Below are 25,562 nucleotides of genomic sequence, written 5' to 3'. Positions count from 1 at the left end.
TAAAGCTAGTACTTATTATGACTTTGATCGCTGTGTTGACGCTGTTTTCGGCAAGCACTGCGATTGTTGTGAATGAATATTATGCAAAAAAGAAAGATACCGAGCAGCAGCTGGTATTAATTGCCAATATTATTGCATCGAATATTTCAGCGGCGCTGGTTTTTGAAGATACGGTCTCGGCTAATACTATGCTGAATAGTATGAAAACCCGGGACAGCATATTAAATGCCGAATTATATGATAAGCAAGGCAAGTTATTTGCCGACTATCACTCGCAAAAACTGGGTGTTAGTCATTGGGATGCGGAAAAAGCTTCCGCGCTTTTAAACGATGCGCAATCCCTCCCTAGTTCAGAAGGCCTATATGGTTTTATCGGCGAAGTTTTCGCTTATTGGTATGAGCGCTTATTTCCTTATACCAATAATATTGTCGGTAAGGCTGGCGAAAAAAACGTATTCAAATACGATGACGACAACAATCTGCATTTTGTCCGTTCGATAGAACTGGATGGTGACGTCGTAGGGGTATTGCATTTGGTGGATGACCAAAGCGGTTTCTACGCCATATTAAAAGCGTTTTATTCGACTATGGGTTTGATCGTGGTGTTTACCATGGTCTTAATCGGTATGCTGACCACCAAATTGCAGCAAATATTTTTGGCGCCCCTACTCAAACTGATGGATGCCATGCAATCGGTTGGACATGAGAAGAGTTTTTCGCATCGGATTAACAAGACCAGCAACGACGAATTCGGCGATTTAGCCGATGTGTACAATGCCATGCTAGCCGAAATCCAGTTCAGAGACGATCAACTAGCCATGCACCGAGATTCTTTGGAAAGGCAAGTTATCGAACGTACCCAGCAATTGGAAGAAAAAAATCAAGAGCTGAGTATCAGCATCGCCGAAGCGCTCTCCGCCAAAGAGCAAGCCGAACAAGCCAGTAAAGCCAAGTCGCAATTTTTGGCAACCATGAGCCATGAGATCAGAACGCCGATGAATGGCGTGTTGGGCATGACCGAGTTGTTGATGTCATCCGGTTTGGATGATCGGCAAACCAGATTTGCCGATACCGCCTACCGTTCTGCCAATTCGCTACTCAGCATCATCAATAATATTCTCGATTTTTCCAAAATCGAAGCCGGCAAATTGCAGTTGATCGTTCAGGAGTTCGATCTGCGCCGCTTATTGGAAGACACCGTGGAAATGATGGCGGAGCAAGCCCACCGTAAAGGCCTGGAATTGATATTGAATCTGCCGCACCAAATGCACTTTATTGTGCAGGGCGATGCGGAACGATTACGGCAGGTGCTGGTTAACCTGCTGAGCAATGCCATCAAGTTTACCGAAGAAGGCGATGTGCAGCTTAAGGTGAGTGTTCCGGAAAACGCGACCCGCGATAAAGTCAGATTATTATTCGAAGTAATCGATACCGGCATAGGGGTTGCCGCTGAGCGTCAGGCGGAAATTTTCGATAGTTTCACGCAGTCCGACGGCAGCATTACCCGGCGTTATGGCGGGACCGGTTTAGGTTTGACCATTTCCAAGCAATTAGTCGAATTAATGGGCGGTAGTCTTGGGCTGGAAAGTAATATCGGTCGGGGTTCCCGGTTTTACTTTGACTTAGAATTGGGGTTGGGCATCCAGACCGACATCGAACGTGCCGATACCAGCGCGTTGGAAGGTCTGCACATCTTGGTAGTGGATGACAATTCGATAAACCGCGACATACTCCACGATCAAGTTTCGCTATGGGGCGCCCATGTTACGACCGTCGATAGCGGCCCCAGGGCGCTGAAGCTATTGGTCGAGGCCGCCACTTTAAATAATCCGTTTCAAGTCGCTCTGCTGGATTGGCATTTGCCGGTGATGGACGGCTTGACGCTGGCCAAGGCCATTCAACGCGACCAGCGTATTCCCAAACTGCCGTTGATCATGCTCAGCTCCGAAAATGTCAGCATTAAAACCGGCCTGACCCACGAATATGGCATCAGCTTTTACTTGAACAAGCCGGTTTTCCAACAACGTCTGCTGAATTGCTTGCTGGAAATCGCCACGTTCGCACCCGTCGAGCAAACGGCACCTTCCGCTGTAACACCGGAGCAAATTAAGTTATCCGGGCGCATTTTGGTGGCCGAGGATAACTTGGTTAATCAGGAAGTGGTCAAAAGCTTCTTAGAAAGCATGGGCTGCATCGCGGAGGTGGTAGCAGACGGTCAGGAAGCGTTGCATGCCGCCTGCCGGCGCCGTTACGACTTGATTTTGATGGATTGTCATATGCCGGTTATGGATGGGTTTTCGGCAACCGTCAAAATTCGCGAGCATGAACAAGCCACGGCCTCGACCCGAATTCCGATTATTGCTTTAACCGCCGATGTACAAAAAGGCATACACGATCAGTGTGAAATGGTGGGCATGGACGGCTATTTAAGTAAACCGTTCAGCAAGGAACAACTGCGCCATCTATTGATAAATTGGCTGCCAAATGCTGCGGATAATGCACTGGAGTCGGCTCCGTTGGCATCTCAAGACGCAGCGATGGCAGGCGAATTTCCCCCCGGACCGATTTGCCAGGCCGATCTGGCTCAGCTTCGGGATATTTACGATGCGAATGGGGTAAGTTTATTAAACAAGGCCATCGCACTCTATCTGCAAACCGCGCCGGAAACAGCCGAAAAACTTAGACAAGCCGCTGCCGATGGGCAGGCGGATTTGCTGGCCGATATGGCTCATGCCCTCAAATCGTCCAGTGCCAATCTGGGTGCCAGGGATTTGTCTAAAACCTGCCGATTGCTGGAAACTGCCGGCCGCCAAGCGGATCTTGCAGCAATTCCGGCACTGCTGGCGGAATTTGAGGCGCAATTGCCGGCGGCTTTGGCCGAGCTGCGTGTTATTGCCCATGCCAGCGTAGCGCAGCCCGATGCACCGCAAGCCGGCATGGATAAGCGAGTAACCGACCTAGCGCTGGAAGCCAAGCGAATTTTACTGATAGACGACGATCCAAACTTCAGATTGATTACCGGCGAGCAGTTAAAAGCCTCGGGTTTCGACGTCGTGGAGGCCGAGAGTGGCGAAGCGGCGCTGCTCTTGCTGGAAACGGCCATTCCGGATCTAGTCATAGTCGATGCGATTATGCCGGGTATCGACGGTTTTGAAACCTGCCGGCGCATGTCCGCCAACCCTGCCATGACCGACATTCCCATCATTATGTCTACCGGCTTGGAAGACATAGAATCGATAAATCGGGCATTTAAGGTCGGCGCTACCGACTTCATCATTAAACCGCTTAATCATGTGGTGTTGATTCATCACATCCGTTTTCTGCTGCGCTCCAGCCATGATACGGCGGAATTACGTAACAGTAAGCAGCAACTGTCTGCTGCCCAACGCATCGCCGGTTTGGGCTATTGGACTTGGGATCCAAGGCAGGATAAATTCGAAATCTCGCCGTTTTTAGCGGAAATGTGCCAAATGCCGGCCGACTATTTTCGGGGCGAGCTCAGCAACTATTTGAATTTAATCGAGGCTGCGGACCGCAAAATAGTGCAGACCTTGATAGAAGCTGCTGCCCAGGGCGAACAAGTCGAGTATGTCGAGTACCGCTTGCGGCCGGATCTGGAAACGCCCATCAGTGTCCGCCAGGATACGGCCATGATCAGCAGCGGACAGCAGAGTTTTGTCACCGGGACGGTGCAGGATATTTCCAAGCAAAAGCAATCGGAAAAAATCATCCATCAGTTGGCGTATTTCGATGAGTTGACCGGCCTGGCCAGCCGTGTGCATTATCACAAGCGTATTCAACAGACCATCAAAGCCTCGGCGCGCGGCAAGTTGGAGTTTGCGTTTCTATTCCTGGATCTGGACGAGTTTAAGTATGTCAACGACAGCTTTGGGCACAACATCGGCGACCAGTTCCTGAAAGCCATAGCGCAACGCATTCAAAGCGTGGTACGTGAAGAAGACTTTGCTGCGCGATTGGGAGGAGACGAATTTTGTATCATCGCCAGCAGTATTACCGACGAATTTCAAGCCATGGAAATCGCCGAACGCTGTTTGCAGGAAATCAACCGACCTTTAATTTTGGATACCCACCATTTAAAGCCCCGCGTCAGTATCGGTATTGCTATTTATCCAAAAGATGGCGAGAACGAGCACGACTTGATGAAAGCCGCCGACACCGCCATGTACGCAGCGAAAAGCGCCGGCAAACAGCGCTACGCTTACTATCGGCCGGAGATGACGGGCCTGGCGATTAAGCGCATGCAAGACGAGCAAACCTTGCGCGACGCGCTGGAGCACCAGCAATTGCAATTGTATTATCAGCCCCAGGTAAGTATGTTGGATGGGCGAATGATAGGTCTCGAAGCCTTGGTGCGCTGGCGACATCCGTTGCGCGGTTTGCTTGGGCCCGGCGAGTTTATTCCTTTGGCTGAGGCTTTGGGTTTGATCGGTAAAATTAGCGACTGGGCTATTCAACAGGCTTGCGAACAATTAATTGCCTGGCAAAATCAAGGGCTGCCGTTATTCACCACGGCTGTCAACGTCTCGGCAAGCCATTTCCGCGATCCGCAATTTCCGTTTACGTTGCGGGAAATCCTCAAACATACCCAATTGCCGGCTCACTATTTACAAATCGAAGTCACGGAAAGTGCCATGCAAACGGCGGCAGACTTAGAGATATTTAAAAAACTAAAGGGCATAGGAGTGAAAATCGCGATAGACGATTTCGGCACCGGCTTTTCGTCGCTGGCGTCGCTGAAGCAGTTGCCGGTGGATTGTCTGAAAATCGATCGAACCTTTGTTCAGGACGTGTTGTTCAATCCGCAAACCCCGATTTTGCTCGGTACGATTATCGGCATGGCCAACGCGATGAATTTCTCGTTGGTGGCGGAAGGCGTGGAGACGATAGAGCAAGCGATGGTGATGAGCGGTTTGGGCTGCCAAGTGGTGCAAGGCTATTTGTTTAGCCAACCTCTGACCGCCGCTGAAGTGCCGGCCATGTTTGACAAAGATTTTCGTCTGGAATTTATTCACTCCAAACCAGCCCATAGCGATATTCATCGAAACAATTATGACTGATCTTGAATTGCCGGAACGCTTTGCAGATATTAAACGGCTGCCTTCTTTGCCGCACGACGTTCATCAAGTGGTCAAAGCCTTGTCCGACGATAACCTGGATTATGCCCGGTTAGCCAAGATTCTGGCGGGGCATGCGACGATTTCGTCGCGACTGATTGCCTTGGCCAATTCAGCCTGGTTTAACAACTCCAGCGAACCGGTGACATCATTGGAAAGAACCTGTTTGAAACTGGGATTAAATATTGTCCGAGGCGTCGGTATCGGTTTGGCGGTGATGAAGCCGTTTAATATCAGGGATTGCCGAAGTTTTGATATCAAACGCTATTGGATCAGTACTATGCTGGTGGCGCACGCTGCCCGTGCGCTGGCCGACGAACTTGCGGCGGAGCGGGGCAATGAACACTTGCCGCAAACCGTGCATACCGGCGGCATCCTGCACAATATCGGCTTGCTCTGCATGGCCGACATCATGCCCGAAGAAACCCACCAGGCCTTGCGTTTTAAACAAGCCAATCCCGAATTGGACTTGAATCAAGCCTTGCGCAAATTGCTGCATACCGATTATTGCGAAGTCGGGGCGCATTTGACCGTTTCCTGGGGAATACCCGAAGCGTTGGTGGCGATTATTCGTTACCATCGTAATCCGGCTTATCAAGGCAGCTATTGGCGGCAGGCAGCTTTGGTCGGCGCGGCGACGCATATGGTGGGTAGTGTGTTCGACGAAAAAGAGACGTGGCCGGTCTCGGCCTTTGAGAAATTGAGCATCAGCCCGGCCTGTCAGGCTGAGATATTCGCCGACCTGCAAAACCAATATTTAAAAACTCAGGAATTGGCGAAAGTGCTATTTCCTTAAGAAGTGGCACTGAAAACACTACTTTAGTCTTTTTATCCGCCTGATTCGGCCGTAGATTTTTTGCAAAAAACGGTTAGCAGCGGGGATCATGACCCTAAGAATTGCCTTGGCGGCGCGTTTTAATGTCGTCATGCAAGCAGTTGTCGCCGCGTCTGTCGCCTGTTTCAGGTTGATTTCTCGATCCGCGACCCAGCCATGTCGGTGTAACCAGTGTAATAAGCCGCTGAAAAACAGGCATGTCGGCGTCAATCCCACAAAAAACCACAGCAAGCGGCCGCTTTCGCCCAAGGCCTCGCCGGTATGGAGCGGCCAAAGCCAGGTGGTAAATGTTTGTCCGGCCGAGAATTGGCTGGGGTTTTGCACATCGCGAATTTGTCCGCTCCAGCGGTCCACCCAGACGGTTGTGAACGGGTGGTGTTGATTGATCTCGTTAAGTTGCCGCAAATTGATCCGATACGTCCCCAGCTCGCCAACTGGGGTGGTAATACGTCGGACTTCCGAGCTGGGAAACGGTCCGCGGGCCACTAGGATCGCTTCCGACAGACTGGTCGGCCTGTCATTGGGTATGGCGCTGCTGCGCACATTGGGGCCGGCGTCACCATGTCCCATGCCGGATGCGGCGGTCAGGTTCTCCAGCAGGCTAGGGTAGGCCAGATGAAAACCAGTGAAGGCCAGCAACATTAAAAAGCCGGAACTGGCTACGCCCAGCAGTCGGTGCAAATCAAACACTAGCCGCATCAAGCCGGCATCGTGGCGCAGCGAAAAGGCGCGCAATAACTTGTGCCAGCCCGGCCACCACAGGTACAAACCGCTGATTACCGACAACATTAATAAGCCGCCTAAAACCGCCAACGCATTTCGGCCAAAGCCGTCCAATTGCAGTTGGGTATGTAAATCCAACAGCCAGGTCGTCAGGGTTTGGCCCCATAATCGGCTGTCGGCAACCTGGCCGGTATAAGGATTCACCGAGACCATCAGAGGCGCATAAAAGGCGTCTACGCTTTCCTTGGGCTTTTCAAACCAGGCGGTGATCATGCCGTCCGGTGCTCGCGGCATTTCCAAGGTCCAGGCACCGTGGCGATCAGGATGGGCAGCACGCACCGCCGCGACGATTTTGTCCAGCGATAAAGCCGTTGATTGTGGGGTATCGACGCGCAATTGCGGATTGAGCAAGCTATCCAATTCTTCCCGGTAAATACTCATACTGCCGGTCAAGCCGATCAGCGCGAAGATGAGTCCCAAACTCAGTGCCAGATAAACATGGCACAAGCGCCACCATTTGCGGGCATTCAGGATAAAGCGTGGGCGGACAATCAGCGGGTAATGGGTTTCTTGCATGGGGTATACAGTGAGAGATTTAGCGACAGCCCGCCTTCAGCAGCCTTAGACGCTATAAATTTAAAAAACAGCATTTGCCAGGCACGGCAACCGGCTATTTTGCAGGATTAATGCAACAACAACCAGCCCATGGCAGCCGTTGCGCCGCAGACAAGTTTAAAAAATCGGCTAGACTGCGTGAAATACGCAGGGCGGCGGAGTTTGATTGGTAGAGATATGAGGCGTTTTATACAGGATAAATGTAGGTCGGAGAGGCGATGAATCTGAGCAGTTTGCTATTTCTGGCCGGAATTGTTGCTGTCCAACAGTTCAGCCGCTTGCCTAGTCTGTTTGAGTTTATCGGTTTGGTGGTTAGCGGCTTGTTGTTGATTTATCGGCACCATTGGCGATTTTTCGCGCTGCTGGCTGGGGTGCTGTGGGCGAGTATATTGGGTAGCTGGCGGCTGTCCCAACAACTCCCCGATACCTATCAAAACCAGGAAGTGAAAATTCAAGGCTATATCGCCAGTCTGCCGCAACAACAAGAGCAGCGCACCAATTTTGATTTTATTGTCACGGCGCCCTCCGGCAACTTTCCGGATAAAATTCGTCTGAGCTGGTATTACCCTAAGCTCAACTTGGCTGCGGGGCAGGGCTGGGAGTTCCGGGTAAAGTTGCGCAGGCCGCACGGCCGCCTCAACCCCGGCGGCTTTGACTTCGAAGCGTGGTTATTTGCCAACCATATCGGTGCGACAGGTTATGTGCGCGACAAACCGCCGCCGCAAATCGTGAGCTTATCGCCGAGTATCGGTCAATATTTTGCTCGGTGTCGGCAAGCGATTGCTGACCGACTGGACGCTGCTTTGCCCGGCAGCGGACGGTTGGGCGTACTAAAAGCATTGACCATCGGCAGCCAAAACGCAATCACCCAAGAGCAATGGCGCGTGTTTAGAATCACCGGTGTGGTGCATTTAATCGTGATTTCCGGTTCGCATATCAGTCTGATCGCCGGCCTGATTTACCTTTGGACCAGGCGGCTGTGGGCTTGGACCGGGATATTAAGCATTTCGCCGCAACGGGCCGCCGCATTGTGCGCTTGGCTGGCTGCGCTGTTTTACGCCGGTTTGGCGGGCTATTCGGTGCCGACTCTACGCGCGGTGATTATGCTCAGCGTGGCGTTGGCAGCAATCGCTTGGCAGCGTAACACCGCGCCGATGCGAATTTTATTGCTGGCGTTGCTGACTGTATTGCTGTTCGATCCGTTGGCGGTGCTATCGGTCGGTTTTTGGCTATCATTCGTGGCGGTGGCATTATTGATTTACGTGTCGGCGGGCCGATTGGGCAGACCTTCGTATTGGCGCGAAGCCGGCGCCGCGCAATTGGCCACAGCCGTGGGCTTGTCGCCCTTATTGATCGTGTTTTTTCAGCAGGTATCGTTGATATCGCCTGTCGCCAATTGGCTGGCGGTGCCGGTTATCGGTATCTTGATTGTCCCGCCGGCTTTGCTGGCGGTGGTGTTACTGTTTATCTGGCCGACACTCGGGGCGCTGTTGCTGCAAGTTCTGGATTATGTGTTGCAAGGCTTGTGGTGGGTGCTTTTGCAAATGGCCGAACTACCATTAGCCAGCATCTATTGCCTCCCGCCACCATGGTATGCGATTGGTTTGGCGGCCATCGGTGTGCTTCTGCTGTTAGCGCCAAGGGGCTTTCCGTGCCGGTATTTAAGTCCGTTACTGTTTTTACCGTTAATATTGGTTGATGTTGAAAAACCGAAACCCGGTGAAGCCTGGCTGACTGTGCTGGATGTGGGTCAAGGATTAGCAGCTGTGGTGCAAACTGCGGAACATACTCTGGTGTTTGATACCGGCGCACGTTATTCAGAATATTCCGACATGGGCGATTCAGTGGTCGTGCCGTTTTTACGCGAGCAGGGTATTTCTAGGGTCGACAGCTTGGTGATTAGTCATGGCGACAACGACCACAGTGGTGGCGCGGAGTCGATATTTGCCGAATTGCCGGTAGACAAGGCTGTTAGCAGTGTGCCTGAATGGGCCGCACGCGAACACGGCGAGTATTGCCGGGCCGGACAAACCTGGCGTTGGGATGACGTTACTTTTATGGTGCTGTCCCCACCGGAAAGTGGATTCATCGGTGATAACGATAACTCCTGCGTATTACAAGTAAGCTCCGCACAGCAGGTTTTTTTGCTGACCGGCGACATCGAACAAACAGCCGAAAACTGGTTGGTGCGCGAGTACGCTGACAAACTTGCCAGTGACGTGTTGTTGGCACCGCACCATGGCAGCAAAACTTCATCAAGCCTGGCTTTGCTTGAAAAAGTTAATCCCACGCTTATTTTGATTCCCGCCGGTTATCAAAACCGTTTTGGTTTTCCGCATCGCCAGGTTATCGAACGCTATAGCCAGCTTGGCATGGCTTGGTTGAATACGGCTGAACAGGGCGCTATTTCAGTGCGTAGTGGGCCCGAAACAATTCAGCCGATAGCCGAGCGAGCCAAACGGCAACGCTATTGGCGAATACCCGCGCCGAATCGGCAGAGTATTGATGTCAGATAAATTTTGCCGTGTCGGCGTTTCTGCCTATACTCTCAGGATCAAAACATGGAGCATTGCAGTGGAGAATGAAAACCGTAGCAGAATACGTTTTAACCCGGAAGGACTCGTGGCGCACATCATTATCGAACCGCCACCGCCCGGCGGCGAGATCATCATTGACGGCCAAGTTGTCGATATGAGTTACAGCGGCATAAAAATTCGCTTGAAAGAACCTCTGGGTCAAGCAGTTGACGAAGCGGAATTGCGGATTTCCATCATACTGCCTGAGTCGCGGGTGGCGATGTCGATACACGGTAACATCAAGCATATCCGCGAAGATCGCGAATGCGGTTTGCAATATAGTCCGAGCAAGCACAGCGAGGACGAATTCGACGATCTGATGTTCGAATGCGTTAAGCTGGCACCGCAGCGTAAAGATTAATCGAGACCCCTATGAGCAGATTGATACGGTGTGTGCGGTCATTCTGGGGCCACCTCAATGGCGATGCCGCTTATGAGCGTTATTTGCTGCATTGGCAAGCGCATCACGCCGGGCAGTTTCCGCCGTTAAGTCGAAAAGGATTTTTTGCGGCTGAAACGCAGCGCAAATGGAATGGCATCAAGCGGTGTTGCTGAGTTTAATTGTTGCTTGAGTTGCTGGTGCTAAAAAGTATTCCAACCGCAGTTCACTATTCCATTCAAATAGTCCAGTCTTAGAGAGCCGGTGCAATTCGATGAACTTGTGTACGGCGCAAGTTTGGCATTGCAAGCCGCAAGGCAATAAAAAAGGCTTAGGTTTTCCAACCTAAGCCTTTGTAGTCCATTCCGAGGGGACGATTATTCGGCTTGGTCTTTATTTTTGCCGCGTCTTGATGGTGAGCCGACCCGCTTTTTACTTTTGTCTTTTTTCACCAAAGCCGGGTCGAATTTGGAAATATCCAAAGGTTTACCGACTACCCGGACTTTTTTCAGGGCCTGGAACAAGTCTTTGGGCATGCCGGCAGGCAACTCCACGGTGCTATAGTGTTCCTCGATTTTGATGCGGGCGATATGATCGCCGTCTATACCGGTTTCGTTGGCGATAGCCCCGACGATATTGCCAGGTTTCACGCCGTCGGCATGGCCTACTTCGATGCGGAAGGTTTCCATTTCTACCGCGCCGACGCGACCTTTTTCCCTTCTTGGGCCGCGGTCGCTACGATCATTGCGGTCGGAACGGCCTTTTTCCTCGGCGTCCTTGCGTGGTTTTTTGCTGGGCTCTTTCATCAACAAAGGCGTATCGCCTTGCAATAACTTGGCTAACGCCGCTGCAATGTCAAGTGCCGGGACATTATGCTCAACCTGATATTGGTTGATTAATTGGTTGTAAAAGCTGAGTTCCTCGCCGGCCAGCGTATCGGTAATCCGCTGTTTGAAGCGGTTGATGCGGGCGTTGTTGATAAAGTCGGTGGAAGGCAACTGCATTTCTTCGACTTTTTGTTTCGTGGCTTGCTCGATATTGGCCAGCAGGCGTTTTTCGCGCGGTGAGACAAACAAAATCGCGTCGCCGGTGCGGCCGGCACGACCGGTACGGCCGATACGATGGATATAAGATTCGGTGTCGTAAGGGATGTCATAGTTGACGACATGGGTAATACGATCAACGTCCAGGCCGCGGGCCGCAACGTCTGTGGCAATCAGAATATCCAGTTTGCCGCTTTTCAGATTATCAATAGCCCGCTCACGCAAGGCTTGCGACATGTCGCCGTTAATCGCCGAGGCGGAAAAACCACGCGCTTCCAATTTTTCCGCGACTTCGATGGTAGCGGTTTTGGTTCTGACGAAGATAATCATGCCGTCGAAGTTTTCCGCTTCCAGAATACGGGTCAGCGCATCCATTTTGTGCACACCGCTGACAAACCAGTAGCGTTGGCGAATATTGGCGGCGGTGGCGGTTTTAACCTTGATGGTGACTTGTTCGGGGTTGTTCAGGTATTTCTGCGCAATTTTGCGAATTTCGGTCGGCATGGTGGCCGAGAACAGCGCGGTTTGGCGCGTCGATGGGGTTTGCTCCAGAATCCATTCCACGTCATCGATAAAGCCCATCCGCAACATTTCGTCGGCTTCGTCTAACACCAGGGTGCTGAGTTGGTCCAGTTTCAGTGTGCCGCGGCGCATGTGGTCCATGACTCGTCCCGGTGTACCCACTACGACATGCGCACCGCGATTCAATTGGCGTAGCTGGCTGGTGTAATCCTGGCCGCCGTAGATTGGTAAGACGTGAAAGCCTTTGATATGGGCAGCATAACTTTGGAAAGCCTCGGCAACCTGTATCGCCAATTCGCGCGTAGGGGCTAGTACCAAAGCTTGCGGGTCTTTTTGATTGAGATTAATACGCGACAAAATCGGCAAGGCGAATGCAGCGGTTTTACCCGTACCGGTTTGTGCTTGGCCCAACACGTCGCGACCAGCCATGACGAACGGAATAATCTGTGCTTGAATCGGAGAAGGGGTTTCGTAACCGACACTTTCCAGCGCTTTTAAAATGGTGTCTGAAAGCGATAAATCTTTAAAGGAAGGCGTGGCGGAGGAAGGGGCGTCGGACATTAATAATACCTGTAGAAAAAAAGAGAGTTGCCGGCCATGGGCTAGCTATGCCCGGCATTGTATCGCAACTTAGTCTGATATTGCTTAACTTATTGATAATTACCGTAAAATCCTGGCTTGTTCAGTTTGCTTTTCTGGACGAGTAATTTAAGCAAATAAAGATGAAAAATTGCGCGCCAAAAATCAGATTAGCCATCAACAGATGTACCGGTTGAGCGACGGCGGGAAATCCCAGTCTGTCCAGGCTGACGCCAGCCAAAATGGCGGTAACGATCAATCCTACTAAAACGTAAGCAGTGCGCAACAGCAGGCTCTGTTTGTCGGCTTGTTGATAAATTTGCCAGGCCAGCCAGAGGTTGGTGAACAAAATGACTGATGAAAAAGAGCGGTGAATATAAAAAATGATCGGGAAACTATCGCGCCAATATTGCCTGTCGATATAGCTGTGCTCATGAGCAATGTAATCGACCGCTTCCCTGACTTGGGTGCCCATTGCTACTTGCAGCAAAGTCATTGCCATGGCAATTTTTAAAACCAAAGCAAATCGCGGCGTTAGCCAATGGCTGTCGATGGCTTGCAGTAGGGGTTTTTGCGATCTGGCAATCGCGTATATGAGCAGCGCGACGATAAATAAGGCCAACAACATGTGCAGCGTTATCATCAAGGGCTTTAAGTTACTCGCTACCACGGCCGAACCCAGCCACCCCTGAAATCCGACCAGCAAAAACACCGATAATGCTAAATAAAAAATGGCTTTATCGGCTTTCAGGTAAACCCTGGAAGTCCAGGCAGTAAGAAAAATCAGAAAACCAATCGTCACGCCGACCAGGCGATTGGTATATTCGGTCCAGGTTTTTACCGGATTGAAGGTGGTGCTTTCATAGCCGCGCGCCGCATAAATTTCGTGATAATTGGCAGGCAGTTGAGATTCGTGGGTCGGTGGCACCCATTGCCCGAAGCAGGTGGGCCAATCCGGGCAGCCCATACCGGCTCCTGAGGCGCGGACGATGCCGCCAACCAAGATCACGAAATACACGGCAAAGATGGTAAGGGTGCCTAAGCGGCGAAAACGGGTGGCGTCTTGGGCGTCTATCATGTGTCGTGAATTCTCAAAGGAACATTGAATGTGCGAGTTCGATCTCTTCCGAGACCCCTTCAATTTCCAAAATTTCTGTATCGGGCTGTATGCCCAGTTTCACAAAAGCGGGTACGGTGTTCCAATCGACGCGGCAGGCTGGATGATCGGTGCCGGCGATGCTTTGCAAAAATGCGACTTGCACTAAATCGACGTAATCGGCCTTGGCTCCGGAGTCGCGCTGAAAATCCACATATTCGGACGGCACCAGTTTCAGTTCTTCCGGGAAATTCCAGGTGTTCATGATCAGTTTGCCAACGTGCGGGTGGGCTTTTTCCAATAACTTATCCAAACGGGATGGACTGTCTCTAAACTCCGGAATTTTTTCAACCAGAGTCAGTATCGGTAATTTACCGATTTGATGGATTAGTCCGGCCAGCATCGCTTCATCGGCGTTTAAATGCGGCACAAAAGCGGCCAACGCCCGACTGATCGCCGAGACGTTCACGCCTTGCTCCCAGGTGCTGCGAAAATAGCCTTCCAGTAGCGCCGTGGTGGGCGTGAACATTTGCTGCATGATCAAACTGGTAATCAGGGTGCGAATAGTGTTGTTACCGAGCCGGGTAACAGCCATTTGAATATTTTTGATTTCCATGGTGCCGCGATACAAGGGGCTGTTGGCCACTTGTATCAAACGGGCGGAAATAGCGGCGTCGGTTGCGATGATCTCGGCCAGGCTTTGCGCGGTGGCATCGCCTTTACTCACAGCATCGCGGACTTTGATGGCTACATCCGGTAAGGTAGGCAGGATTAATCGGTTGGCGTCCAGTTCCGCTTGCACATGGACTAAAAAGTCTTGAACAGATTTGAATTGCATGGATTGAATTTCCGCTATTGATCCGAAATTATCGCGATTGGCGTCCGATAGTCGTCATCAAGTATAAGGTTTTTTGGCAGTCCATCAACTATTTGCAGGACCACCAGCGCCCGGTTTATTTCGGACCAGACCGAGTTAGCCAATACGCACCCCATGCTTTGCTGAGAAATACCGTCCAACACTTTGCAGCCATTAACCACGCCGCTGGCTGAGGGCTGACACTCGGCGATAAACAGTGCGCGTTTAACTTTGCCCAGATAGTGGCTGCGAGCCACGATTTCTTGGCCTGTGTAGCAGCCTTTACTAAAACTGATGCCGCCAAGTTGGTCAATACCCAACATCTGCGGTATGTGCTGTTCCGATTGGTTAATATCGAACCAGGGTAGGGCAGTGCAAATGTCTTGATAACGCCACTCGTCCAGGCAGCCGGATTCGAAATCGTAGCGGCTACTGAGTAATCCGGCAAATTCATCGATCTGATCAGGTGTACCCAGTGTCAAATAACGCGGGGCGCCAGGTAGTTTAATGGTCGTTAACGGTATTTGCCCTACAGCGAAATTGCCTGTTGGAGCGTCTATCTCAGGCGCAAAACCCGATATGCCCAAAATATGCATGTTTCCAGTTTGATCCTGCAATGTTACATCGGCACGCAATACGTACATCCGCAATTTTTTTAACACCGTGTCGAGCAAATCCGCAGGCAATATCAGGTAAAAAGACGCTGGCGATTTAACTACCAACAGTGTACTGATGACTCGGCCCTTGGCGTTACAGAATCCGGCTATACTGGCTTGCGATGCCGATAAATCATTAATATTGCACGTCAGCTGGCCTTGTAACAGTTTTGCGGCATCCTGACCGATAACTTCTATAAGGCTAAGACCGGTGGACGCGAAAATTTTTTTGGATAAAGCAAGTGCATTGGGTTCGCTAAAAGCGTTTGTGTGATTTGTGCGGTCTTCAAGCATGGCGGCAACGTTTGTAGGAATACATGAACATAATTTAGCAGGGTAGTTTACCTTAGCTCGAAAAAGGTGCAGCGATTGTGTCGAAAAATCTTGAACAGAGCATGAATTTTAAAGTGGAGCGCTCGAAGGCGCTGAGATTCGTTGTTAGCGCTATTCACAGCGCGGCGCTGGCGGCATGTTGGCTAAACGCGCTACCTTCGCCATACAAATATTTGCTGACGATGCTGGTATTACTAAGCTGGCGAAACAATATGGCATTCGGCAAAATTGATGTTACTTATCTGCGCTATACTCCTCAGTATGGATGGTCGCTGCTTGGAACGGGCGACCACTACAGTTCTATCGAGATTCAAGCGTCAACTGTGGTAAGTGGATTACTGATCGCACTGCATTGGGTGCACGATGAAGGGAGGTGTCAATCGATGATAATTCCAAAAGATGCAATGAGTAATGACGATTACCGCAAACTCTCGGTTTGTTTAATTATTTCAGGTTATGGTCATGGTTGATGAATGCCGGTGTGAAGCAAACAATTGAACTGCAAATCGGTTCGCTGAAAAACTTGCCGGTTTTGCCCGAGGCGAGTCTGCGAATTCTGGATGTCATCAATACGCCGGACATACCCATAGAAAAGTTGGCGGATGCCTTATCGTTATCGCCTGGTTTAGTTGCTAGATTGCTTGGATTAGCAAATTCGGCCTATTTCGCCCGTGGCAGAAATGTCTCAGATATTCGCACCGCTATTTTTCAGGTCTTGGGTCTGGATTTGGTGAAGGCGCTGGCACAGGCAATTATTTTTAATGTCCAATTTGATACGCGCAAATGCCAAGGTTTCGACGCCCAGTATTTTTGGATACGCTCATTAACCACCGCGGTATCCGCCCAAAAACTGGCGATCGAAATTCCGCAATTGCGAGCATTTACGCCATCGACAATTTATTCCGGTGGATTACTTCTTAATATCGGCATATTGGTGCTCGGCTATTTGCAGCCGGAAGAGCTGCATGAAGTGTTTGTCGAATGCAAAAAAACGGGTTTGCCTGTAAGTCAGGGAATTTCTCGACAAATGGGCCAGAGCCATTATCAAATCGGTCATTTTTTATTGCGTAAATGGCATTTGCCGGTTTTGTACCAAGTGCTATTAGACAATTATGAAAATATGGATTTTGAAGGGATAGAGCTGCCCTTGCTGATTTTATTGAGGGTTTGTGAACGCTTAAGCATAACTGTGATTTCAGGGGAGTCGATTAATCTGCAAGAGTTTGAATCGGAATGCCGGAAGATTAAGTGTCCATTGAGCAATATACAAGAGCTTGCTGAACAACTGGCAGAAAATCAGCCCGCTATGCAAAAACTTGCCGCCATCATGGGGAATTGATGAACCAGCCTAGCGCAAACAGTCAAGATGTGAAACTGGCAGGTTTCGGCGTGCAGGATTTGCTGATAGATCTTGTCAATGCGCTGTCTGCAGTGAAACAGTTATCCGAAATCGATTGTCAAGTCGATGATGAAAAAACCCTTATCAGACAAGCTTTGGCAAGCCTTATCCAATATCAAGATATGGAGCGGTGCTCTTTTTTTATCGTGGATAGCGAAGGCTTATTAAGCAATGTTGCCGGCATTAGTGCGGGCGAGCTTGGCGCTCCTGAAGTAAATATGGATAGCTCTTTGCGCTTTAGAGTAGGGGAAGGCTTGATTGGCGCTGCCGCGGCCACCGGTGTTTTGCAGCATTGTCAAAATTGCCACGAAGATAAGCGATTCGAAAAAACCGGAAACTCGAAGCAATCGCCTGGTTCAATTATCAGTGTGCCGGTATTTACTTTCAATCGCACCTTGATTGGCGTTTTAAACGTATCGCATCCGCAAGCCTATTATTTCAACGATTGGCATATCCGTTTGTTGGAAGTTTATAAAAACATTCTTGGTCAGTTGATTACCACTAGGCGCCTGGTTCAGCATATGGAACAGCAAATTGCTTCCAGGACGGCCGAGTTGGAGAGTTTGGTTGCCGAAACCAATCAACTTAAAGATCATTTTGCCAGTATGTCCATGCATGACCAGTTAACAGGCCTGCATAATCGGCGGTTTTTTTATGACCAAGTCGAAGTCGTTATCGCTCACCATAAGCGCTACAAAACCGGTTTTTGTTTGCTGGTGATGGACATTGATCATTTCAAAGTCATTAATGATCGCTTCGGACATTTGTTCGGCGATCAAGTGCTGACCGGTGTCGCTAAAGCGTTAAAGCGGCAAGTGCGTAATACCGATATTCTGGTACGTTTTGGTGGCGAAGAGTTTGTAGCGATTTTTACTAATACCCGCTGCGATAGCGGTAAAACATTTGCGGAGCGCATTCGTCAGGAAATCAAAACCCTGGAATGGTCTATCAATCAAGAGGTGGTTAATTTGACCCTGAGTATTGGCATATATTGCTTGAATAGCGATTTAATTCAATCCGAACAAGCGCCAGACATTGATCAAATGATTAATTACGCCGATGCTGCGTTGTATCAAGCTAAAGCCAGCGGCCGAGATAAGACGATAGTATTCGGCGAAGCCTGCTCGGATCAGTTGTAAGAGTATTTTGGATGGTTCTTTGGGATAGTCATAACCTTAAGTTGTGACTAAAAATATTTGAATTTCCCTCTCAGTATGACATCAGAAGTGTCTGTCAGTCCGATAGTTGATTTTTAGGTAACCACGGATTCTTGGTATTAAACCGACCCTATTTATTAACGGTTATTCCGTCCGGGCTGAGCTGGTCGAAGCCTCAGCTGGTGTGACTGTCAACGGGTTCAGTACCCTCAAGGACATTTAGGCGAACGGCATTTAAGGGCCGGGTCAATAATACAAATACCAGCGTCCTGTTCCCCAGTACCAATTGTAGCGATAGCCGGAATACCAGTTGTTATAAAAAATCTGTTGCCATCGTCTCCGCCATTGGTAATCGGCTTGCTCCGATTGGCGCGCTTTTACTGCTTCTTTAAGCAAGCTGCTTGCTTCTTTGTCGCCTTTGTTGGCGGTAATAGACAACCATTTTTCAGCCTCGCCCGGATCGGACCCCATTTCACCAAGACCAGTCAAATAAACCCTACCCAGTGCTTTTTGAGCATCGAAGTTGCCTTTCTCGGCGGCTTCGCGCATCCATTTGATCGACTTATAAGTATCTTGACGAACGCCGTCCGCTCTAAAGAAACGTAGCGCCAAATCGTAAGCGGCGCGCGGATCGTTTGCGGCCAGTTCTTCAAGTGCTTTGATTTTGGCGCTGTCTTCGGCGGACATCGCCGGCTCCGGTTGAAAAGAGGCATAGTCTTTCGGGCGGTCCGCGCATCCATTTTCGTCGCAAATTCTAATGGTGTCCGACTTAACTTGTTTTTCTTGATGTGTACAGGCGACAAGGCCAAACGCTACGAATAAAACAAATAGCGTTGACAAAAAAGGCTTTTTTGAATACATGAGTATTTCCTTTTTCTTTTTATAAGTTTTGGTCTATTATCGCTCGAATTTTTTAGTTTGCTAGGCACCATTAACTGAATGGCAATTTTTTGGAGTTTTTTGGATGAGCGTTAAATCAATTCGAGATTTATCATTACTGGTCTCTGTTTTTGCTTTTGCCGGCTGCGCGCAACAGCCTGGCTTGCAGACAGGTGGTAGTTCAAATTTAGTTTCTGGTTCTGCCGGCGGCGCGACCAGCGTCAACGCCAATAAGTCGTTGGAACGTTGTGCCAGCCCATTGGGTACCTTGGCGGTCAGCGACGGGCGTTTTTCGGGGGCGTCAGGGGTTACCACGGTTGATCCGTTAATTCGCTTGGCGGTGCAGCAATCCAATTGTTTTATTATTACCGGCATCGGCAATATGAGCACCAGTGCCATGCTGGATAGAATCACCGATCAACAAAGAAACTCTGGAGAATATAGGTCAGGTTCAAAACAACACAAAGGCCAACGTGTTGCGGCCGATTATTTACTCGACCCGCAGATTATCGTCGCTAACGAATCCACAGGCGGACAAGGGGGCTCCATTGGAGCCGGATTAATCGGTGCCGGATTAGGCGCTGCCGGTTTGGGCGGTCTAGGCGCCATTGCCGGCGCAGTTTCACATGCCGTGGAAACTAGAACCACCGATGTGGCGCTTACCCTGACCGATATTCGTTCAACGGTGCAAATTGCCATTTCCCAAGGCAGTGCCACCGCTAACAATATGAGTACTTCCGGCGGCGGCGCGTTCGGCGGTTGGGGCGGACTTTTTGCCGGCGCGGCGGGCGGCAGCATAGGTATGTACAGCAGAACCCCGGAAGGCATAGCGACAGCGGCAGCCTTTTTTGATGCTTATAACAATATGGTCCAGTCGCTTAGAAATTATAAGGCGCAAGAAGTGCAAGGCGGTGGTGGTAGCGGTCAAGGCGGCGTTTTGCAAGTCAAATAACCAAACGATAGCGCATCGCTCGCAAGCGATGCGCTACTTCTCGCATCGGCTCGGCCGTATTCTTAAATTCGCTGTATAATCGCGCCCGCACTCTTCCGGTTCATCCGGCTCCCGTTAAACTAATCCTTCTGTATAAAATCCATGGCACTACACTGCGGAATCGTTGGGCTGCCCAACGTCGGTAAATCAACTTTGTTCAACGCGCTTACTAAAGCGACTATCGCCGCCGAAAATTATCCTTTCTGCACTATCGATCCTAACGTCGGCGTCGTGCCGGTTCCTGATCCGCGCATGGATAAACTCGCGGAAATCGTTAAACCGGAACGGGTGTTGCCCACCACGATTGAGTTTGTCGATATAGCCGGTTTGGTGGCAGGTGCCTCGAAAGGCGAAGGATTGGGCAACCAATTTCTGGGGAATATTCGCGAGACCGATGCCATCGTCCATGTCGTGCGCTGTTTTGAAGACGACAATGTGATTCATGTTGCCGGCAAGGTCGATCCGATTAACGATATCGAAGTCATCAATACCGAATTGGCTCTGGCCGATATGTCTTCCGTGGAAAGAGCCTTGCAAAAGGCTGCAAAAGCGTCCAAATCGGGTAACAAAGACGAATTGGCTAGGAAAGAAGTTTTGGAGCGAGTCCTGGAGCATCTAAACGCCGGAGAAGCCGTGCGTACTTTAGGCTTGACCGAGGACGAGGCTAAACTTATCAAGGAATTATGTCTGATCACCATCAAACCGACTCTATATGTTGCCAACGTCCAAGATGATGGATTCGACAATAACCCGATGTTGGATAAGGTCAAGGCTTTTGCCGAGAAGGAAGGTTCCAAAGTGGTTGCCGTCTGCGCCGCGATAGAAGCCGAAATCGTGCAGCTCGATGAAGACGAAAAGAAAGAATTTCTCGAAGATTTGGGCTTGGAAGAGCCGGGCTTGAATAGGGTGGTGCGTGCTGGCTACGAGCTCTTGAATCTCTCGACGTATTTCACTGCTGGCGTCAAGGAAGTCAGGGCTTGGACGATTCCGGTCAACGCCACCGCGCCGCAGGCGGCGGGCGTGATCCATTCCGATTTCGAAAAAGGTTTCATCCGCGCCGAAGTTGTCTCGTATGCGGATTTTATAGCTTATAGCGGCGAACAAGGTGCCAAAGATGCCGGTAAATGGCGTTTGGAAGGCAAAGAGTATAGAGTCCAGGATGGGGACGTGATGCACTTTCGTTTCAATGTTTGACAATAGAAAAGACGCGCCCTATAATGCGCGTCTTTTCAAAGCTGTTCCCAGTGGCGATATAGCTCAATCCGGTTAGAGCGCGGGATTCATAACCCCGAGGTTCCAGGTTCAATTCCCGGTGTCGCCACCATTTAAATCAATAAGTTAGTGCGTTTCTTAATCAAGTTACATTTTCGACTGCAACCGATTTTGCAACGATACCTGTAACATTGTTAGCGAAGTCACTCAAATGATCCGGTGCAAGGTGAGCATATCTAAGCACCATATCATAGCTAGACCACCCACCTAATTGCTGCAAGACATTCAAGGGTGTTCCTGACTGAACATGCCAACTTGCCCATGTGTGTCTTAAACCATGCCAAGTAAAGTTTTCGATACCTGCTCGCTTAAGGGCGTTTCGCCAATTTTTGGTTCCCACTTTAGTAACTGGTTTTCCTCGATACGTAAATACTCTTAAGGGATGTTTTCCTAATTGACTTACTAAAACGCAAATTGCGTCTTGGTTAAGTGCAACTCGAATAACTTTATCGCTTTTTGACTGGTCTGCATGTATCCAGGCGATTTTTTGTAGAAGATCGATTTGAGACCATTCAAGATGAGTTACATTTGATTCTCTTAAACCTGTTGCCAAAGTAAACATAGCCATTGCTTTAGTATGTTCAGGCAATTCCTTGATCAATCTGGCTGCCTCATCTTTGGTTAGCCAACGTAAGCGATTGTTACCTTCTTTAAAACGACGAATATAAGGCGTTGAATCAATCCATTTCCACTCTTTCATGGCTTTGTTAAGAATTGAACGTACAAGCTCTGTGGTTCGATTTACCCGTGTTTTCCCTGCAACTTTTAGCTTCTCCTTAATGATCTTTTCAATGAGTAGTTCATCAATGTTATCCAAATATACGTCATCCAGGTATTTTCTAAGCCATTTCAAATGATACTTATCTGTATCGATTGATTTTTTCTCAGATTCGGAAAGCCAACGGATGACGGCGTCTTGCCATAAATATCTGGGTTTTTCTCCAAGTTTGATAACGTCATGAGCATTGGCTTTGACCTTATCAGCTATTTCCTGGGCTTTTTCTTTGTCGCTGGTTCCAGTAGAGTGGTATAGAACTTTTCCTTTGACGGTAAACTTGTAATACCAGTTTTCGCTATTTTTTCTTTTAAAGAGCATGTGGTTTCATCTCCGTTTTGATAACCACCTACGTTTTGCCATTTATAAATATAAAGGCCACGAAGCCAGTTAAGCAAGTCGTTTTCTATAAATATCCAACATTTTCCAGGTTTGGCAGCTGGAATTTCACCAGCACGTGCTTTGGCTAAAAGGGTACTAGGATGGATTCTGAGGAGCTTAGAAGCAGCCTCTACATCTAATGTTTGTGCAAGGGTAAGCGATTCATGATCTTGCCTATGTTCTTTGGCGATATCAGATGTGAATGTTTTAGATCTCATTGAGATTTACCCGCTATACACGTTTTTTTGAGTTGGAGATTTATGTTTTTGTTAATATTTCTATTAAACCGAATAGAAGATAGATTGTTATAACTTTTCATCATTTAACTTGCCTTAATGTGTCCCGAATTAACGTTGGATGATTTGCCCACCAAGCACTTATAGCTGATGGGCATACCGTTTGTCCTAGAGGCAAGTTTTTAAAGCCGTTTTGCAAACACAACACCGCTCCAGCGGCTTTTCGCTGCCCAAAATGATCAATACCGCTGAATAACAATGACCACATTCCGACATCGCCAATTTTTTATTTCTCAAGTCTCGTGCCACCAACCATGCCGTGGTGAAATCGAGGTTGCCACCGGGCAAGGAAATTTTAAAAAAATCGAATGCCTGGATAACGTTATCAATTTCGCCGTGACTGTTTTCGGCTTCAATTGCACGAAATATCTTGGCGAAGAGCGTGGCTTCCTTGTACCGTTTCATGTTGTGCGTCAAGCCACGAATTGACTCTTTGATGGGGCCCGAACTACCAGATCGCCCCAGAATCTCCTTGTAAGTGGCCTTTATCAGCTCTCTGGGGATGGTAGTTTCGCGGACAATTACCGCAATTCTGGCTTGGCGTTGAATCAGGGTAATGGCCAACTGATACTGTTTAAGCGTTTTGATCATCTTTTTAGCCTCCATGATTCACGCCCTCCCTTAACGTCAGCAACACATCTACGGCAGTGTGCTGCTTGCGATTTATGTACTCAAAAAAATGATTTGAAATCCTTGGCGCAAAACACAGCCAACCCGATTGAGCGATATGCTCAATGTCCTCAATTGACAAACGACCAATGGCCTCAATTAACGCCTTATCCGAAATGCCCAGCATAAAACCAGCGAACAGAGGGTTATCTCGACAGAGATCACGGGCTTTGATAAGCCATAAACAATTCAACGACGTGATTTCTTGATCAGCACTCTGAGCCTCTGCGCGCTCCAAACAATCAAAATAATCATCCAATTCACCTATAGCAGACTGTATGATTTGCCTGACGTGGGAGGACAGGTTTTTTATCTGCAACCATTGATTTAAATAATCCGCGCCGAATTCGTTCGTCAACGGGCACAATAACGCTTGGCAAAAATGCGCGGTAACCAGCTCGACGTTGACAAAGTCAAGGATTAACGGTTGATGGCTGAAAAAGCATTCTCGTGCCAGGCCGGCTAAATTTTTTCCTTCCGCCGTATCCAGTGGGGTTCGAGATTGAATTGAGTGAACAAGTAAATACATTATGACTCTCCTTGGCCGTTAGAAACGGTCAAGACATATGGCCAAAGTTTTGCCGGCATTTTGTGAAAATGGCCGCGAAATTCGATGTTGACGGGCTACACTGCCAGTTTTGTTTCCACATACCGGACAGTGCACAGTCTGGTTATCTTCATGGCTGGGGATCAGGAATCCCGCTTGACAGCAAAGACACATCACAAAATGCAATGCAGAGGCATGAAATTGCCTTGTCAGCTGCCATGCCCGATTGATATCCAACACTCTGTGGTGTTCGAATCTTGCCTCCCGGTCGCAGGGCTTGGGATTGTGGGCAACGATGCGGCAATACAATGCATATGCATTGCAAATCTGCAACCCAAACTCAGTACCATTGGCACGAACGGACACATAATCCTGAATCAATCCCAAAAATATCGAGGCGTGCAGATTGTTAATGGTTGAACGGCTTATCCAGTGTGGATCCCAAGGCAGCATGCCTTTAATTGGTGCTTGTTCTTGCGCAAGCCTGTAAATGCGTGTGGCTGTTTTACGTTTGATTCCACAGAGAGCAGAAACCACCGGTGTTCGGGCGCCGTAGTCGAACAATGTCTTTGCCAACATCAGTTCAGCGCCAAAATGCGACAAGTCAACGAAGCCGCCGTTATCCATGATGATCACCCTGATCATGTGCACCATGAACCAGCAAGGCCGCATGAGCGGCGGCTGAAACGGGGTGGTTACCCAATGGCAGCAAACTGATCACGGCACGGTTAATCGCCGCCTGTTCTTTAATCTGTTCCAGCGACAAATCGGCTACACGATCGACCGTCTCCGGAATAACACCAAACCGCCAGGCGGCTTCCATGGGATTGCTTCGGGCACATTCTCTCAATAGCATCAGATATTGAAAATTCAGTTGCGTCAGATCGTCTTCTAGGGTGGCCATGCTCTGTTCTCTAATGAATTACGACATGGGGCAATACTAAAAGACTGGTTTTGTAATCGTCACGCGCGGAAAGTGGGTGATTTTGGGGTACTTTCCGCGCAAAGCCTTGCCGAATGTGGCTTGGAAAGGTGTCAGGAAGTACTTCAGCTATAAAAAGTGCTTGACAATGCGTAACCGCTTGTATTTTCGATAAATTGATTTGTTGGGGAGTTATTGAGGGCGTAATTAGGTCGAAATAAGGCCTTTTTTGAACGCTTGAAATAGTGAATTTTTCAGTAGACTCGGGGCAACCTTACCAGTCACTTCTGCTATGCACACTATCGATTTGAAATCCGGTTTCCGACGGCTATGCACCGCTAAACAGCATTATCTCTATCCGCTGCCGATTTTGGTGAGCTTTATGGTCTGTAGTGCATCGTGTTTAGCCCATGGCAATGTCAGCCAACAGGCGCGAGCGACTAGCGCCGCACGCACGCTACAAAATACGCTTTGGTGGCAGATTGCAAAGCAGCACCATTTGGATCCTTACATCCTGTATGCGGTTGCATTAAAAGAATCCGCGAACGATACCGATCCGACCGCGGTAAAACCCTGGCCATGGGCACTGAATAAATCCGGACAATCCTTGATGCCAGCTTCCCAGCGGGAGGCCCATGCCTTGCTCAAACAATCGATAGATGAAGGCAATCGGTTGGTAGACGTGGGGTTAATGCAAATCAATGTCCGCTGGCATGGTCACAGAGTGAGCGCGCCGGCGCAATTACTGGATCCCATTACCAATGTACAAATAGGTGCCGAACTCTTAGCAACCGCGATTCGCTCAGCCCCGCATGATTTGGCTTTAGGGATTGGGCGCTACTATAGTTGGAAGGATAAAAAGGCAGCGAAAACCTATGGACAAAGTGTGATGGCCATAGCTGACCGAGTGAAACAGGTGATTTGAG

23 protein-coding genes and 1 tRNA gene are annotated in these 25,562 nt (G+C 49.3%); 12 read left to right on the top strand and 12 right to left on the bottom strand.

Translation table 11 applies throughout. The annotated features are described in order from the left end of the window. The first annotated feature begins 17 nt into the window (after positions 1-17). Both ACH5Y9_RS10435 and ACH5Y9_RS10430 read left to right on the top strand, forming a co-directional pair. On the top strand, positions 18-5,078 hold the full coding sequence (locus ACH5Y9_RS10435; protein ID WP_445369565.1) for a response regulator: 5,061 nt from the start codon (positions 18-20) through the stop codon (positions 5,076-5,078). Beyond that, positions 5,071-5,931, top strand: a complete 861-nt coding sequence (locus ACH5Y9_RS10430) for an HDOD domain-containing protein (RefSeq protein WP_445369564.1) — start codon at positions 5,071-5,073, stop codon at positions 5,929-5,931. The genes ACH5Y9_RS10435 and ACH5Y9_RS10430 overlap by 8 nt, the downstream gene beginning before the upstream one ends. A gap of 18 nt (positions 5,932-5,949) precedes the next feature. Here the strand turns inward: ACH5Y9_RS10430 and ACH5Y9_RS10425 are convergent, their stop codons facing one another. Beyond that, on the bottom strand, positions 5,950-7,269 hold the full coding sequence (locus ACH5Y9_RS10425; RefSeq protein ID WP_445369563.1) for a PepSY-associated TM helix domain-containing protein: 1,320 nt from the start codon (positions 7,267-7,269) through the stop codon (positions 5,950-5,952). Positions 7,270-7,526: 257 nt separating this feature from the next. On the opposite strand from ACH5Y9_RS10425, the gene ACH5Y9_RS10420 reads away from it, so the two are divergent. The 3 genes from ACH5Y9_RS10420 (at position 7,527) to ACH5Y9_RS10410 (ending at position 10,439) form a co-directional block, all read left to right on the top strand. Next, the gene (locus ACH5Y9_RS10420; protein WP_445369562.1) at positions 7,527-9,824 is read left to right on the top strand and encodes a DNA internalization-related competence protein ComEC/Rec2; all 2,298 of its coding nucleotides are present in this window, start codon (positions 7,527-7,529) and stop codon (positions 9,822-9,824) included. 106 nt (positions 9,825-9,930) lie between these two features. Further along, positions 9,931-10,245, top strand: a complete 315-nt coding sequence (locus ACH5Y9_RS10415; protein WP_240348293.1) for a PilZ domain-containing protein — start codon at positions 9,931-9,933, stop codon at positions 10,243-10,245. 11 nt (positions 10,246-10,256) lie between these two features. Further along, positions 10,257-10,439, top strand: a complete 183-nt coding sequence (locus ACH5Y9_RS10410; protein WP_205454142.1) for a YbdD/YjiX family protein — start codon at positions 10,257-10,259, stop codon at positions 10,437-10,439. A 201-nt stretch (positions 10,440-10,640) separates the two neighbouring features. Here ACH5Y9_RS10410 and ACH5Y9_RS10405 read toward each other — a convergent pair whose 3' ends face one another. From ACH5Y9_RS10405 to ygfZ, 4 genes are all read right to left on the bottom strand, one after another. After that, positions 10,641-12,389: a DEAD/DEAH box helicase gene (locus ACH5Y9_RS10405; RefSeq protein WP_445369561.1), complete on the bottom strand. Its 1,749-nt coding sequence runs from the start codon at positions 12,387-12,389 to the stop codon at positions 10,641-10,643. Between the two features lie 121 nt (positions 12,390-12,510). Next, on the bottom strand, positions 12,511-13,485 hold the full coding sequence (locus ACH5Y9_RS10400) for a COX15/CtaA family protein (protein WP_445369560.1): 975 nt from the start codon (positions 13,483-13,485) through the stop codon (positions 12,511-12,513). Positions 13,486-13,498: 13 nt separating this feature from the next. Next, positions 13,499-14,341 carry an HDOD domain-containing protein gene (locus ACH5Y9_RS10395; RefSeq protein WP_171695051.1) on the bottom strand — a complete coding sequence of 281 codons (843 nt, stop codon included), beginning with the start codon at positions 14,339-14,341 and terminating at the stop codon, positions 13,499-13,501. A 14-nt stretch (positions 14,342-14,355) separates the two neighbouring features. Further along, on the bottom strand, positions 14,356-15,309 hold the full coding sequence (gene ygfZ / locus ACH5Y9_RS10390) for a CAF17-like 4Fe-4S cluster assembly/insertion protein YgfZ (protein WP_445369559.1): 954 nt from the start codon (positions 15,307-15,309) through the stop codon (positions 14,356-14,358). 101 nt (positions 15,310-15,410) lie between these two features. On the opposite strand from ygfZ, the gene ACH5Y9_RS10385 reads away from it, so the two are divergent. From ACH5Y9_RS10385 to ACH5Y9_RS10375, 3 genes are read left to right on the top strand one after another with little or no spacing between them, the layout of a single operon-like run. Further along, positions 15,411-15,818: a protein YgfX gene (locus tag ACH5Y9_RS10385; RefSeq protein WP_445369558.1), complete on the top strand. Its 408-nt coding sequence runs from the start codon at positions 15,411-15,413 to the stop codon at positions 15,816-15,818. Beyond that, positions 15,785-16,687: an HDOD domain-containing protein gene (locus ACH5Y9_RS10380; protein WP_445369557.1), complete on the top strand. Its 903-nt coding sequence runs from the start codon at positions 15,785-15,787 to the stop codon at positions 16,685-16,687. Before ACH5Y9_RS10385 ends, ACH5Y9_RS10380 begins: the two co-directional genes overlap by 34 nt. Next, positions 16,687-17,886, top strand: coding sequence for a diguanylate cyclase (locus tag ACH5Y9_RS10375; protein WP_445369556.1), 1,200 nt, complete (start codon positions 16,687-16,689; stop codon positions 17,884-17,886). The genes ACH5Y9_RS10380 and ACH5Y9_RS10375 overlap by 1 nt, the downstream gene beginning before the upstream one ends. 264 nt (positions 17,887-18,150) lie before the next feature. On the opposite strand, the gene ACH5Y9_RS10370 is transcribed toward ACH5Y9_RS10375, so the two are convergent. Further along, entirely contained in the window at positions 18,151-18,591 is a 441-nt protein-coding gene (locus ACH5Y9_RS10370) for a tetratricopeptide repeat protein (RefSeq protein WP_445369555.1), read from the bottom strand. A 277-nt stretch (positions 18,592-18,868) separates the two neighbouring features. On the opposite strand from ACH5Y9_RS10370, the gene ACH5Y9_RS10365 reads away from it, so the two are divergent. From ACH5Y9_RS10365 to ACH5Y9_RS10355, 3 genes are all read left to right on the top strand, one after another. Next, a complete protein-coding gene (locus tag ACH5Y9_RS10365) occupies positions 18,869-19,735 on the top strand; it encodes a hypothetical protein (protein WP_020481912.1) in 867 nt (288 codons plus the stop codon). Positions 19,736-19,876: 141 nt separating this feature from the next. Then, positions 19,877-20,968, top strand: coding sequence for a redox-regulated ATPase YchF (gene ychF / locus ACH5Y9_RS10360; RefSeq protein WP_445369554.1), 1,092 nt, complete (start codon positions 19,877-19,879; stop codon positions 20,966-20,968). A gap of 52 nt (positions 20,969-21,020) precedes the next feature. Further along, positions 21,021-21,098, top strand: a tRNA-Met gene (locus ACH5Y9_RS10355). 30 nt (positions 21,099-21,128) lie between these two features. On the opposite strand, the gene ACH5Y9_RS10350 is transcribed toward ACH5Y9_RS10355, so the two are convergent. The 6 genes from ACH5Y9_RS10350 to ACH5Y9_RS10325 all read right to left on the bottom strand — a co-directional run bounded on the left by ACH5Y9_RS10350 (position 21,129) and on the right by ACH5Y9_RS10325 (position 24,618). Next, positions 21,129-22,142, bottom strand: coding sequence for a tyrosine-type recombinase/integrase (locus ACH5Y9_RS10350; RefSeq protein ID WP_445369553.1), 1,014 nt, complete (start codon positions 22,140-22,142; stop codon positions 21,129-21,131). Further along, complete coding sequence (locus ACH5Y9_RS10345; RefSeq protein WP_445369552.1) at positions 22,031-22,420, bottom strand: helix-turn-helix domain-containing protein; 390 nt, start codon at positions 22,418-22,420, stop codon at positions 22,031-22,033. The genes ACH5Y9_RS10350 and ACH5Y9_RS10345 overlap by 112 nt, the downstream gene beginning before the upstream one ends. 186 nt (positions 22,421-22,606) lie before the next feature. Then, positions 22,607-23,089 carry a FlhC family transcriptional regulator gene (locus ACH5Y9_RS10340; protein WP_445369551.1) on the bottom strand — a complete coding sequence of 161 codons (483 nt, stop codon included), beginning with the start codon at positions 23,087-23,089 and terminating at the stop codon, positions 22,607-22,609. Between the two features lie 4 nt (positions 23,090-23,093). Then, positions 23,094-23,696 carry an STAS-like domain-containing protein gene (locus tag ACH5Y9_RS10335; RefSeq protein ID WP_445369550.1) on the bottom strand — a complete coding sequence of 201 codons (603 nt, stop codon included), beginning with the start codon at positions 23,694-23,696 and terminating at the stop codon, positions 23,094-23,096. Between the two features lie 18 nt (positions 23,697-23,714). Further along, positions 23,715-24,341: a FlhC family transcriptional regulator gene (locus ACH5Y9_RS10330; protein ID WP_445369549.1), complete on the bottom strand. Its 627-nt coding sequence runs from the start codon at positions 24,339-24,341 to the stop codon at positions 23,715-23,717. Next, positions 24,334-24,618 carry a flagellar transcriptional regulator FlhD gene (locus ACH5Y9_RS10325; protein WP_445369548.1) on the bottom strand — a complete coding sequence of 95 codons (285 nt, stop codon included), beginning with the start codon at positions 24,616-24,618 and terminating at the stop codon, positions 24,334-24,336. Before ACH5Y9_RS10325 ends, ACH5Y9_RS10330 begins: the two co-directional genes overlap by 8 nt. A gap of 310 nt (positions 24,619-24,928) precedes the next feature. On the opposite strand from ACH5Y9_RS10325, the gene ACH5Y9_RS10320 reads away from it, so the two are divergent. Continuing rightward, entirely contained in the window at positions 24,929-25,561 is a 633-nt protein-coding gene (locus ACH5Y9_RS10320) for a transglycosylase SLT domain-containing protein (protein WP_445369547.1), read from the top strand. The last annotated feature ends 1 nt before the right edge of the window (position 25,562 follow it).

The organism is Methylomonas sp. BW4-1, assembly GCF_052474385.1.
This window is presented reverse-complemented; position numbering and strand designations above follow the sequence as displayed.

Excerpts from the sequence above, each read along its gene's own strand:
- ACH5Y9_RS10435 (WP_445369565.1), top strand. The coding sequence starts at position 18 with ATGACTTTGATCGCTGTGTTGACGCTGTTTTCGGCAAGCACTGCGATT.
- ACH5Y9_RS10430 (WP_445369564.1), top strand. The coding sequence starts at position 5,071 with ATGACTGATCTTGAATTGCCGGAACGCTTTGCAGATATTAAACGGCTG.
- ACH5Y9_RS10425 (WP_445369563.1), bottom strand. The coding sequence starts at position 7,269 with ATGCAAGAAACCCATTACCCGCTGATTGTCCGCCCACGCTTTATCCTG.
- ACH5Y9_RS10420 (WP_445369562.1), top strand. The coding sequence starts at position 7,527 with ATGAATCTGAGCAGTTTGCTATTTCTGGCCGGAATTGTTGCTGTCCAA.
- ACH5Y9_RS10410 (WP_205454142.1), top strand. The coding sequence starts at position 10,257 with ATGAGCAGATTGATACGGTGTGTGCGGTCATTCTGGGGCCACCTCAAT.
- ACH5Y9_RS10405 (WP_445369561.1), bottom strand. The coding sequence starts at position 12,389 with ATGTCCGACGCCCCTTCCTCCGCCACGCCTTCCTTTAAAGATTTATCG.
- ACH5Y9_RS10400 (WP_445369560.1), bottom strand. The coding sequence starts at position 13,485 with ATGATAGACGCCCAAGACGCCACCCGTTTTCGCCGCTTAGGCACCCTT.
- ACH5Y9_RS10395 (WP_171695051.1), bottom strand. The coding sequence starts at position 14,341 with ATGCAATTCAAATCTGTTCAAGACTTTTTAGTCCATGTGCAAGCGGAA.
- ygfZ (WP_445369559.1), bottom strand. The coding sequence starts at position 15,309 with ATGCTTGAAGACCGCACAAATCACACAAACGCTTTTAGCGAACCCAAT.
- ACH5Y9_RS10385 (WP_445369558.1), top strand. The coding sequence starts at position 15,411 with ATGAATTTTAAAGTGGAGCGCTCGAAGGCGCTGAGATTCGTTGTTAGC.
- ACH5Y9_RS10375 (WP_445369556.1), top strand. The coding sequence starts at position 16,687 with ATGAACCAGCCTAGCGCAAACAGTCAAGATGTGAAACTGGCAGGTTTC.
- ACH5Y9_RS10370 (WP_445369555.1), bottom strand. The coding sequence starts at position 18,591 with ATGTCCGCCGAAGACAGCGCCAAAATCAAAGCACTTGAAGAACTGGCC.
- ACH5Y9_RS10365 (WP_020481912.1), top strand. The coding sequence starts at position 18,869 with ATGAGCGTTAAATCAATTCGAGATTTATCATTACTGGTCTCTGTTTTT.
- ychF (WP_445369554.1), top strand. The coding sequence starts at position 19,877 with ATGGCACTACACTGCGGAATCGTTGGGCTGCCCAACGTCGGTAAATCA.
- ACH5Y9_RS10350 (WP_445369553.1), bottom strand. The coding sequence starts at position 22,142 with ATGCTCTTTAAAAGAAAAAATAGCGAAAACTGGTATTACAAGTTTACC.
- ACH5Y9_RS10345 (WP_445369552.1), bottom strand. The coding sequence starts at position 22,420 with ATGAGATCTAAAACATTCACATCTGATATCGCCAAAGAACATAGGCAA.
- ACH5Y9_RS10340 (WP_445369551.1), bottom strand. The coding sequence starts at position 23,089 with ATGATCAAAACGCTTAAACAGTATCAGTTGGCCATTACCCTGATTCAA.
- ACH5Y9_RS10335 (WP_445369550.1), bottom strand. The coding sequence starts at position 23,696 with ATGTATTTACTTGTTCACTCAATTCAATCTCGAACCCCACTGGATACG.
- ACH5Y9_RS10330 (WP_445369549.1), bottom strand. The coding sequence starts at position 24,341 with ATGGATAACGGCGGCTTCGTTGACTTGTCGCATTTTGGCGCTGAACTG.
- ACH5Y9_RS10325 (WP_445369548.1), bottom strand. The coding sequence starts at position 24,618 with ATGGCCACCCTAGAAGACGATCTGACGCAACTGAATTTTCAATATCTG.
- ACH5Y9_RS10320 (WP_445369547.1), top strand. The coding sequence starts at position 24,929 with ATGCACACTATCGATTTGAAATCCGGTTTCCGACGGCTATGCACCGCT.